General features: G+C 71.9%; 9 protein-coding genes. All 9 read right to left on the bottom strand.

From position 1 onward, the window contains the following. Window positions 1-296 (bottom strand): NAD(P)-binding domain-containing protein (locus ABZ622_RS33915; protein WP_360549887.1); only part of this gene is annotated, 296 nt, incomplete at its 3' end. 65 nt (window positions 297-361) lie between these two features. Further along, window positions 362-940, bottom strand: coding sequence for an acetolactate synthase small subunit (gene ilvN, locus ABZ622_RS33910; RefSeq protein WP_360549885.1), 579 nt, complete (start codon window positions 938-940; stop codon window positions 362-364). 14 nt (window positions 941-954) lie between these two features. After that, window positions 955-2,859 (bottom strand): acetolactate synthase large subunit, encoded by a 1,905-nt coding sequence (locus ABZ622_RS33905; RefSeq protein ID WP_360549883.1) that lies wholly within the window; start codon window positions 2,857-2,859, stop codon window positions 955-957. Between the two features lie 136 nt (window positions 2,860-2,995). Then, window positions 2,996-3,772 (bottom strand): 4'-phosphopantetheinyl transferase superfamily protein, encoded by a 777-nt coding sequence (locus ABZ622_RS33900; protein ID WP_360549881.1) that lies wholly within the window; start codon window positions 3,770-3,772, stop codon window positions 2,996-2,998. A 43-nt stretch (window positions 3,773-3,815) separates the two neighbouring features. Next, complete coding sequence (locus tag ABZ622_RS33895; protein ID WP_360549879.1) at window positions 3,816-5,108, bottom strand: MFS transporter; 1,293 nt, start codon at window positions 5,106-5,108, stop codon at window positions 3,816-3,818. Next, window positions 5,093-6,571 carry an argininosuccinate lyase gene (locus ABZ622_RS33890; protein WP_360549877.1) on the bottom strand — a complete coding sequence of 493 codons (1,479 nt, stop codon included), beginning with the start codon at window positions 6,569-6,571 and terminating at the stop codon, window positions 5,093-5,095. Before ABZ622_RS33890 ends, ABZ622_RS33895 begins: the two co-directional genes overlap by 16 nt. Further along, on the bottom strand, window positions 6,568-7,833 hold the full coding sequence (locus tag ABZ622_RS33885; protein WP_360549875.1) for an ATP-grasp domain-containing protein: 1,266 nt from the start codon (window positions 7,831-7,833) through the stop codon (window positions 6,568-6,570). The genes ABZ622_RS33890 and ABZ622_RS33885 overlap by 4 nt, the downstream gene beginning before the upstream one ends. Next, the gene (locus tag ABZ622_RS33880; protein WP_360549873.1) at window positions 7,830-8,876 is read right to left on the bottom strand and encodes a cysteine synthase family protein; all 1,047 of its coding nucleotides are present in this window, start codon (window positions 8,874-8,876) and stop codon (window positions 7,830-7,832) included. Before ABZ622_RS33880 ends, ABZ622_RS33885 begins: the two co-directional genes overlap by 4 nt. Before the next feature lies 1 nt (window position 8,877). Continuing rightward, window positions 8,878-9,795, bottom strand: a complete 918-nt coding sequence (locus ABZ622_RS33875) for a kinase (RefSeq protein ID WP_124719047.1) — start codon at window positions 9,793-9,795, stop codon at window positions 8,878-8,880. Window positions 9,796-9,830: the final 35 nt, after the last annotated feature.

Here is a 9,830-nt window from a genome sequence, read left to right as displayed (position 1 = left end):
AGGTTGTCCTTGACCGACTCCTCGTAGACCTGGGCCTGGATCGGGTCCGGGACCAGGATCATGATGACGTCGGCCTCGGCGGCGGCCTCGGACGGCGTCACCACACGCAGGCCCTGCTCCTCGGCCTTCGCCCTGGACTTGGAGCCCTCGTGCAGACCGACGCGGACGTCGACACCCGAGTCACGGAGCGACAGCGCGTGGGCGTGGCCCTGGCTGCCGTATCCGATCACCGCGACCTTGCGGCCCTGGATGATGGACAGGTCGGCATCGTCGTCGTAGAACAGCTCGGCGGGCATGGTGGTTCTCCTTGATTCCTGGAACGTGAGGGTGTGCGGACGGGAGTGGCCGGGTTGGCGGACGGCTAGGCGCTCTGTGCGCCGGCCGTCGCCTCGGTGGTGCTGGTGGCCGGTGTGAGGCGGATCGGGCGGGCCTCGCGGGCGGAGCGGTCGGCCAGGGCACGGGAGCCGCGGCCGATCGCGATCGCGCCGGACTGGACGAGTTCCTTGATGCCGAAGGTGGCGAGCATCCGCAGCATCGCGTCGAGCTTGTCGCCGGAGCCGGTCGCTTCGAGGGTGACGGCGTCGGGCGAGACATCGACGGTTCTGGCCCGGAACAGCTCGGCGATCTGGATGATCTGGGCCCGGGTGCCGTTGCCGGCGCTCACTTTCACCAGGACCAGCTCGCGCTGGACGGCGGAGTCCGCCTCCAGCTCGACGATCTTCAGGACGTTGACCAGCTTGTTGAGCTGCTTGGTCACCTGTTCCAGGGCCAGTTCGTGGTCGACCCTGACGACGATGGTGATGCGGGAGAGCTCCGGGTGTTCGGTGGTGCCGACCGCGAGCGAGTCGATGTTGAAGCCGCGGCGCGAGAACAGGGCGGCGACACGGGCCAGGATGCCGGGCGTGTCCTCGACCAGGACGGAGAGCGTGCGCTGGGACATGTCAGAGGGTCCTCTCAGTCGTCCGCGGAGTCGCCGAATTCGGGGCGTACGTCGCGTGCGGCCATGATGTCGTCGTTGGAGGTGCCGGCGGGGACCATCGGCCACACCATCGCGTCCTCGTGGACGATGAAGTCCACGACGACGGGGCGGTCGTTGATCGCGTTGGCCTTGTCGATGATCGCGTCGAGCTCGTAGGGGTTCTCGCAGCGCAGGCCCACACAGCCCATCGCCTCGGAGAGCTGGACGAAGTCCGGGACGCGGGTGCCGTGGTTGGCGGCGGATCCCACTCCGCGGGTCGATCCGGTGGTGGCGTTGGTGGCGCCGTCGTGCAGCACGGTGTTGGAGAACCGTGCTCCGTAGAAGAGGTTCTGCCACTGGCGGACCATCCCGAGCGCGCCGTTGTTGATGATCGCGACCTTGATCGGGATGTTGTTGAGCGCGCAGGTGGTGAGCTCCTGGTTGGTCATCTGGAAGCAGCCGTCGCCGTCGATCGCCCAGACGGTCCGGTCGGGCCGGCCGGCCTTGGCGCCCATCGCCGCCGGGACCGCGTACCCCATCGTTCCGGCGCCGCCCGAGTTGAACCAGGTGCCCGGCTCCTCGTGCGGCAGGAACTGCGCCGCCCACATCTGGTGCTGCCCCACACCGGAGGCGAACAGCGTTCCTTCGGGCGCGAGCAGGCCGATCCGCTCGATGACCTGCTGCGGGGAGAGGAGGCCCGGGTCGGCGGGCAGTTCGTAGCCGCGCCGGTAGGTGGCCCGCCAGTGGTTCAGGTCCCGCCACCACGCTGTGTATCCCGTTCGGGCGGCCTCACCGACGTGGCCGTCCTCCCGCTCCCCGCGCACGGCGGCGGTCAGGGCGGCCAGGACCTCGCGGGCGTCGCCGACGATCGGCACGTCGGCGACCCGGTTCTTGCCGATCTCCGCCGGGTCGATGTCGGCGTGGACGACCTTGGCGTACGGGGCGAAGCTGTCCAGCTTTCCGGTGACGCGGTCGTCGAAGCGGGCTCCGAGGGCGACGATCAGGTCGGCCTTCTGCAGCGCCGCGACCGCCGCGACGTCCCCGTGCATCCCGGGCATCCCCACGTGCTGCGGGTGGCTGCCCGGGAAGGCGCCCAGCGCCATCAGGGTGGTGACCACGGGGGCCCCGGTCAGTTCGGCCAGGGTGCGCAGTTCGGCGGTGGCCCGTGCCTTGAGCACCCCGCCGCCGACGTAGAGGACCGGGCGGCCGGCGGCGCTGATGAGCCGGGCGGCCTCGCGGATCTGTTTGGCGTGCGGCTTGGTGACCGGGCGGTAGCCGGGCAGGTCCGTCGTCGTGGGCCAGCGGAAGGTGGTGGCCGCCTGGAGGGCGTCCTTGGTGATGTCGATGAGCACCGGTCCGGGGCGGCCGGTCGAGGCGATGCGGAACGCCTCGGCGACCGTGCGCGGGATGTCGTCGGCGTTCGTGACCAGGAAGTTGTGCTTGGTGATCGGCATGGTGATGCCGACGATGTCCGCCTCCTGGAAGGCGTCCGTGCCGATCGCGGCGGAGGGGACCTGGCCGGTGATCGCGACCAGCGGCACGGAGTCCATGTACGCGTCCGCGATCGGGGTCACCAGATTGGTGGCGCCCGGCCCCGAGGTCGCCATGCACACCCCGACCTTGCCGGTGGCCTGCGCGTAACCGGTGGCCGCGTGCCCGGCGCCCTGCTCGTGTCGGACCAGCACATGGCGGACCCGGTCCGAGTCCATCAACGGGTCGTACGCCGGGAGGATGCAGCCGCCGGGGATCCCGAACACGGTGTCCGCGCCGGCCTCCTCCAGCGAGCGGATGAGGGACTGGGCGCCCGTCACGTGCTCGGCGCCGGGGTCGGGCTGCCCGGTGGTGCGGGGCAGCACTTGCGGGAGGAGGGCCGCGGGGGCCTGCTGCACAGCGTTTGACATCGTCAGTTCCAAAAGTCCGTAGGGATGTTGGCGAGGACGTTGCGGTGATCGGCAGCCGCGGCGGGAGCGGCCGGGTGGTGCGTGCCCGCCGCCGGGTGATCACCGCATCGGTGCACCCGGCGGACCCGACGGGCGGTCAGGGCGGGGTTCTCTCCGTCTGGAGGGCGTCGCAGGTGTGCCGTACGAGGTCGAGTCCGGCGAGCCTGCGGACGAGCGGGCCTTCCACGGTCAGCTCGCCCCGTACCGCCACCGCCGCCGCGTAGCCCCGGTCCACCGGTACGTCGAGCAGGGTCCAGCCGGACGGCGGGTACGGGCCCTCGGGGCGTCCCGAGCCGACGTAGTCGAGCGAGGGGTCGCGGCCCAGACCGGTGCCGAGGCCCTTGAGGTAGGCCTCCTTCCGGGTCCACAGCCGGGCCAGGGCCCGGGGCCTGGCCGGCGGGCTCAGCGCCGCCAGTTCGGCCTGCTCGTCCACGTGCAGCATCGCGGCGAGGTCGGCGGTGCCGTCCTCGTCCGGCACCAGTTCCACATCGACCCCGATGGGGGCCGCCGCGGTTCCGACGACGGCGAGATCGCCGCGGTGGGACAGCGAGAAGAACAGCCGGTCGTCGGCGTCGAGCACGGTGGGCCGGCCGTGCGGTCCGCCGCAGCAGGGGCAGGTGTCCCGGCCGAAGTGGACCTCTTCGGGGCGCAGGCTCAGGTACGAGCCGAGCAGCCGGCGAAGGGCGACATGCGCGGCCGTGAACCGGGTCCGGTCGGCTGCGTGCATGAGGGTGGCGGCACGCTGACGCTCGGTCGCGTCGAGTACCTGTTCGTCCAGGATGCCGATGGGGACATCCGAGACCCTCAGGAGCCAGAGGTCGAGCGAGCCAGGGGGTGGCAGCTCACGGACGACCCACGGCAGGGTTTGTTCCACGGGGTCTCTCCTGTTCGTACGAGAGTGACAGGCGAGTCGGGTCTCACGGCGTGGCCGGCGCGACCGGCAGGTCGCGCCTCCGGCGCAGCGGCCCGATCAGCAGGAGCAGCGGGGTCAGGGCGAGTCCCGCGGTGAGCAGCCACAGGGTGGGCCGCAGGCCGAGGGCGGTGCCGAGGATCCCGCCGAGCAGTGAACCGAAGGGAATGGCGCCGAAGTTCGCGACCGAGACGCTGGCCGAGACGCGGCCGAGCAGCTGGGGCGGACAGTAGCGCTGGCGGAACGCCCCCTGGATCACGTTGGCGAGTACGACGCCGAGCGAGAGGACCGCACTGCCGACCACCAGTGCGGACAGGGTCCAGTCCATCCTTGTCAGCGGGATGAGCAGGGCGAACGGGGCGCTGGCGATGGTGGCGACCAGCAGTCCGCGGGCCGATCCGAACCGTGCGATCAGCCGTTTCGCGGTGGTGGCCCCGAGGATCCCGCCGATGCTGCTCGACGCGAGGAGCCAGCCGGTGGCGCCTTCGGGTACCCCGAGCTCACGGATGATGAAGACCGGCAGGATCGCCGCCTCGGCCGTCAGCAGCAGATTGGTGGCGGTGCCGTACAGGGTGAGGACGCGCAGGTAGGGGTCCTTGAAGGTGTAGTGCAGGCCCTCCTTGATGTCCTGTCGCAGCGCCCGGTGCCGCTCGGGTTTCTCCGGGAGCGGTTCCTTGCTCCGGATGCCGAGCAGGCACAGCGCGGAGACGAGGAACGTCACCGAGTTGACGAGGAGACCGGAGGCGGCGCCGAACGCCTGGGCGAGCAGGCCGCCACCGCCGAGCCCCGCGACCTGGGCCACCGACTCGCTGCCCTGGAGTTTGGCGTTGGCCTCCTGGAGGTCCTCGGGTCCGACGATGGAGGGCAGGTAGACCTTGTACGAGATCCCGAAGAACACCGCGGCGAAGCCGTTGATCAGTGCCACGGCCAGCAGTTGGGTCATCGTCAGGACCCCGAGCCAGCCGGCCAGCGGAACGCTTGCGAGCAGCACCAGCGGGACCACGTTGCAGATCAGCATGATCGGCCGGCGCCGCATCCGGTCCACCCAGGCACCGGCGGGCAGGCCGATGAGCAGCCAGGGCAGCCAGGGGGCGGCCGCCAGCACGCTCACCCACAGGGTGCTCGCGTCGAGCGTCACCACGGCCACCAGGGGCATGGCGACCCCGGTGATGTTGATCCCGACGCGGTTGGTCGTCTCGCCGAGCCACAGCAGCCGGAAGTCGTGGTGGCGCACAAGTCCGCTGCGCGGCGGCCGCTCGTCCTCCTTGCCCTGGGCGCGTTCGGTCACTCGGGCCGACATGACGTCACCGCCTCGGCCACGGCGCGTGCCAGCAGCGCGGCTGCGTCGGACCAGCGGGTGCGCCGCTCGGCCGACTCGGCCTTCAGCGCGTCCCGTCGGGCGTTCAGGGCGCGGATCCCGTCGGCCGTGGCGCCGGGTCCGCCGCCGTGGGCACATGCCTCGACGACCCGGTCGGGGGCCAGTCCGCCGTCGTCCACCGCGGCGAAGCGGGCCGCGTCCACCAGCGAGCGGCCGGATTCCAGGGCTCCGAGCACGGTCTCGCCGACCAGATGGTGCGCGGCCCGGAACGGTGTCCCGTCCAGGACGAGCCGCTCCGCCAGGTACGTGGCCGAGGTGAAGCCGTCCACGGCCCGGTCCGTCATGCGTTCGCGTTCCGGTTCGGTGCCCGCCACCACCAGGCTCAGCAGCGTCACCGCGTCGGTGGTGCTGCTCAGTCCGGGCCGGAGGTGCCGTACGGCCTCGGTGCCGACCGCGATGGCGTTGGTGTAGCCGCCGGTGGTCATCGCGGACGCCGCGCCGACGAAGGCGCCGAGGCTCGCGGTGGACCTGCCCTGGATGTGTTCGAGGAGGAACGGGTTGCGCTTCTGCGGCATCATCGAGCTGGAGCCGACGAGGGTGTCGCCCACCCGCAGCAGCCCGAACTCCTCCGAGGTCCAGGTGCTCAGGTCCCGCCCGGCCCGGGCCAGCGTGACGCCGAGGACGGCGGACGCGGACAGCAGGTCCAGTACGAAGTCCCGGGAGGCCACCGCGTCGACCGAGTTGGGGGCGGCGGAGCTGAAGCCGAGCAGTTCGGCGGTGCGGCGGGGGTCGATGGGTACGGAGGTCCCGCCGATCGCGCCGGCGCCCAGCGGGTTGACGTCGAGCTGGCGGCCGGCGTCCAGCAGCGCCTCGTACGCGCGCAGCACCGCGCCGGCGACACCGGCGAGGTAGTGGCCGTAGCTGATCGGCACGGCCGGCTGGCCGTGGGTGTAGGCGGGCATGACCACGTCGCGGTACTCCTCCGCCTTCGTCAGGAGCACCCCCGCGAGCCGGTCGACCGCGTCGAGCAGGGCCAGGTAGGGGCCGCGTGTCTTGAGCCGGGTGGTGGTGGCGTTGAGGTCGTTGCGGGACCGGCCGGTGTGCAGGATGCCGCCGGTCTCGTCGCCCAGCTTCCCGATGAGGTGTCCCTCGTAGGCGAGGTAGACGCCGCGCGGCATCGGGGTGGCCCTGACCGGTGCGAAGTCCTGTGCGCGCAGCTCCTCGACGGCGCTCAGCAGGGCGGCGGCCCGGTCGGCGTCCACGATGCCGCGCTCGGTGAGCATGATCAGGTGGGCGCGGTCGACCTCGCTGATGCGGCGCAGCTCCTCGCCGAGCCCGTCCTCGGTGTCCGGCAGGTACTGGTCGTAGACGATGCGGTGCGCCTCGGCGTCGAGCGCGGCCTTGAGCCGGCCGGTGTCGACGCCGTTCGCGGTCGCTGCGGTCATGCGAATGCCTCCTCTGTGTGCAGATCCGCGTAGGTCACGGCCTCGCCGAGCAGCGCGACGGCACGGTCGGCGGCCTCGGCCGCCCGTACCGAGCGGTCGGCGACGGCGATGGCGTGTCCGACGCGGCCCCGGAAGTCCTCGGCGGGACCGACGGGTTCGCCCGGGGCGCGGTAGAGCACCGCTTCGACGGCGCCCGGGACCGTGCGGGCCCTGGCCATGGCTTCCGTGAGTGCGGCGGAGTGGGCGAGGATGCCGTCCTGTTCCGCGGTGAGGAACCGGATCGAGGCGCGGGCGTAGCCGCCGCGTTCCAGTTCGGGGGCGGTGCCGAGCGCGGCCAGCACCTGGGCGCGGACCAGGTCGATCCCGCAGGCCCTGCGGACCAGTTCGGGGATCATGCCGCCGGCCAGCCGGGGGTTGACCTCGATGACCCGGGCGGTCCGGGGCCCGGTCAGCCGGAGCTCCACATGGGCGGCTCCCCAGCCGAGGCCGAGCGCCCGCACGGCGCGTACCGCCGACTCGCGCAGGGCGATCTCCTGTTCGCCGGGCAGCGCGGCCGGCACGTCGTGGCCGATCTCGACGAAGACCGGCAGCGCGCCGACGTGCTTGGCGACGGTGACGACGGCGTCGGTGCCGAACACCTCGACGGAGTACTCCGGTCCGGTCAGGTACTCCTCGATCAGGATCCGGCTGGGTGCGGCGATGCCCCGTTCGTTCACGGTGGCGGCCAGCAGCGTCCCGGCGTGCTCGGCGACCTCGTCGAGGTCCGTGCAGAGCCGTACGCCCAGGCTCCCCGAGCCCTGCACGGGTTTGACCACCACGGGCAGTCCGATGGAGCGGGCCGCGGCGAGTGCGCCGGTGACTTCGCGGACGACGGCGAAGTCCGGCGATCCGACGCCCGCGTCGGTGAGCATCCGGCGCTGTTCGGCCTTGTCGCGGCAGGCACGTACGGCTTCGGCCGACGGGCCGGGCAGGCCGAGCCGGTAGGCCAGTGCGGCGGCGGTCGGCACGTAGTACTCGGAGCTGGTCAGGACGCCCGCGACGGCGGCCTCGTCCTCCAGTTTCCGCACGGCCGCCCACAGCGCGGCCTCGTCGGAGGTGTCCACGACGACCGTCCGCAGCCGGTCCTCGGCGGCGTACGGGTAGCGGTCCGGGTCCGCGCACAGCAGCACGGGCACCACGCCGAGTTCGGCCGCGCGCGCGGCGAACAGCCGTCCCGTGCCGGTGGTGTTGCTCTCCACCAGGAGCAGCAGGTGCTCGTTCATGAGCCGACCACCGGCATCACCACGTCGTCGAAGCCGCGGCGGGCCCACAGCAGCCGGGACCAGGCGGCGGGGGCGTCCAGCGGGTGCTCGACGGTGAGCGGGCCGTCGACGGCGGGGGCGGGGACGATCCCCTGCTCGTTCAGCCAGCTGTCGTTGTAGACGGTGGACTGGTAGCGGTAGCCCTCGTCGGGGAGCACCATCACGACGGTGCTCCCCGGGTTCTGCTCGGCCCACCAGGAGGCCACCTGGAAGGAGGCGCCGCTGGTCGGGCCCATGAACAGGCCGTGTGCGCGGTAGAGCTCGTGGGTGGCGTGGAACGCCTCGGCGGCGGTGACCCAGTGGACCTCGTCGTACGAGGCGTGCTTGACGTTGCCCGGGTGGATGCTGCTGCCGAGCCCGCGCAGCATGCGCGGTCCGTCCGGGCTGCCGAAGATGATGCTGCCCTGGGTGTCGACGCCGACCAGGTGCAGTGCGGGGCCGGTCTGCCGCAGCGCGGCGGCGAGTCCGCCGGTGGAGCCGCCCGAACCGACCGGGCCCACCAGGCAGTCGACGGCGCCGACGGTGTTGCCGATCAGGTCGGCGACGACGCCGTACGCGCCCGGGTTGTCGGGGTTGTCGTACTGGCCGGGGACGAAGGCGTCCGGGTGCTGCCGGCGCAGCTCGGCCACGCGGGCGAGGCGCGCGCCCTGGATGCCGCCGGGCTGGCCGGTGTGCTCGACGATCTCCACCGTCGTGCCGAGCATTTCGAGCCGGGTGCGCAGGTCCCGGTCGATCGCCGAGTCGCCGACGATGGTCAGCGGGTAGCCGCGCAGCCGGCAGACCATGGCCAGGCCCAGGGCGAAGGTGCCGGAGGAGGTCTCGATGATCCGGGTGCCCGGGGAGATCAGGCCGGCGGCCTCGGCCCGGTCGAGTATGTAGCGGGCGGGCAGCAGCTTCATCAGGCTGAAGGCCGCCGCGTAGAGGTTGTCGGTCACCTTGATGATGCGTGGCAGCTCCGTCGCCTCCACGATCGAGGAGTGAGCCTTGGGCAGAGTCGTCGTCATGTCAGTCACCCGTTGTGTAGTTCCACTGCTCGTGAATTCCGAGCTCTTGCAGGAGGTCCTGGGCCAGGCCGGTCCGCGCCTCGACCTCGGGGTCGTCCCGGTCGAAGAGGAGTCCGGCGATGTCCCCGCTGTGTGCCGCCTGTACGCCGACGGCTCCGGTGGTCCGCGCGATGTCCCGGATGCGGTCGAGGTCCGGGATCGGCAGGTGACGCTGGTTGATCTCCGTGCTGGCCGTGGCCACCGAGCCCAGCAGGGCCACGTCCTTCATCTGGATGGCCTCCCGGAGCATGGCCTGCAGCCGGGTGAAGAGGTCGATCTCGTCCTGCCCGTAGCGGGCCGGTGCGAGGGTGAGTGTGTCCACGCCCCGTCCGCCGCCCTCGGGGCGTGAGCCGAAGCCGAGGACCCGCAGGGCCGGCATCGGGTAGCCGAAGTCCTCGATGACCGTGCCTTCGCGCTGGGCGAAGAGCACGGTGGATTCCTCGAACATGAGGGAGTCGGAGGCGGTTTCCGCACGTACCGCGATCCGGGCGACGTCCTGCGGCGGCAGCGGGCTGACGAACGCGTCCTTCACCGCCCAGATGGCCGCGAGCACATCGCTGGTGGAGGAGCCGAAGCCCCGGCACAGCGGTACGTCGCCGGTGAGGTCGAGGTGCCCGCCCGGCAGCTCGTCGCCCGGCGGCGTCACGGCGCGTACCGCGAGTTCGGCCGCGCGCCTGGCCTTGCCCTTCCAGTCCGGCGTGACGGTGACCTCGGCGCCGGGGGCGGGGATGAAGGTCGCGCGGGTCGCGTGAATGGTGCAGGGAAGTGTGACGAGACCTCGGGTGAGCCCGCCGTCACCGGTGAACACGCCTTGCAGGATCTCGCCGTGGTGGACGGGGGCTGAAGCTACCCCGACACGCCAGCCGGAATGATCAACCATTTCCTTGACTTTCTGTTGCCGGGAGCCGTGGCCTG

This window comes from Streptomyces sp. NPDC007164, assembly GCF_040634135.1.
Lineage (GTDB): Bacteria > Actinomycetota > Actinomycetes > Streptomycetales > Streptomycetaceae > Streptomyces > Streptomyces sanglieri.
The sequence above is the reverse complement of the archived record's forward strand: the minus strand, read 5'-3'. Positions and strand labels throughout refer to the sequence as shown.

What these genes read in the sequence shown, in the direction of transcription:
- ABZ622_RS33895 (WP_360549879.1), bottom strand. Translation starts at nt 5,108, where the DNA reads ATGTCGGCCCGAGTGACCGAACGCGCCCAGGGCAAGGAGGACGAGCGG.
- ABZ622_RS33880 (WP_360549873.1), bottom strand. Translation starts at nt 8,876, where the DNA reads ATGACGACGACTCTGCCCAAGGCTCACTCCTCGATCGTGGAGGCGACG.
- ABZ622_RS33875 (WP_124719047.1), bottom strand. Translation starts at nt 9,795, where the DNA reads ATGGTTGATCATTCCGGCTGGCGTGTCGGGGTAGCTTCAGCCCCCGTC.
- ilvN (WP_360549885.1), bottom strand. Translation starts at nt 940, where the DNA reads ATGTCCCAGCGCACGCTCTCCGTCCTGGTCGAGGACACGCCCGGCATC.
- ABZ622_RS33905 (WP_360549883.1), bottom strand. Translation starts at nt 2,859, where the DNA reads ATGTCAAACGCTGTGCAGCAGGCCCCCGCGGCCCTCCTCCCGCAAGTG.
- ABZ622_RS33890 (WP_360549877.1), bottom strand. Translation starts at nt 6,571, where the DNA reads ATGACCGCAGCGACCGCGAACGGCGTCGACACCGGCCGGCTCAAGGCC.
- ABZ622_RS33885 (WP_360549875.1), bottom strand. Translation starts at nt 7,833, where the DNA reads ATGAACGAGCACCTGCTGCTCCTGGTGGAGAGCAACACCACCGGCACG.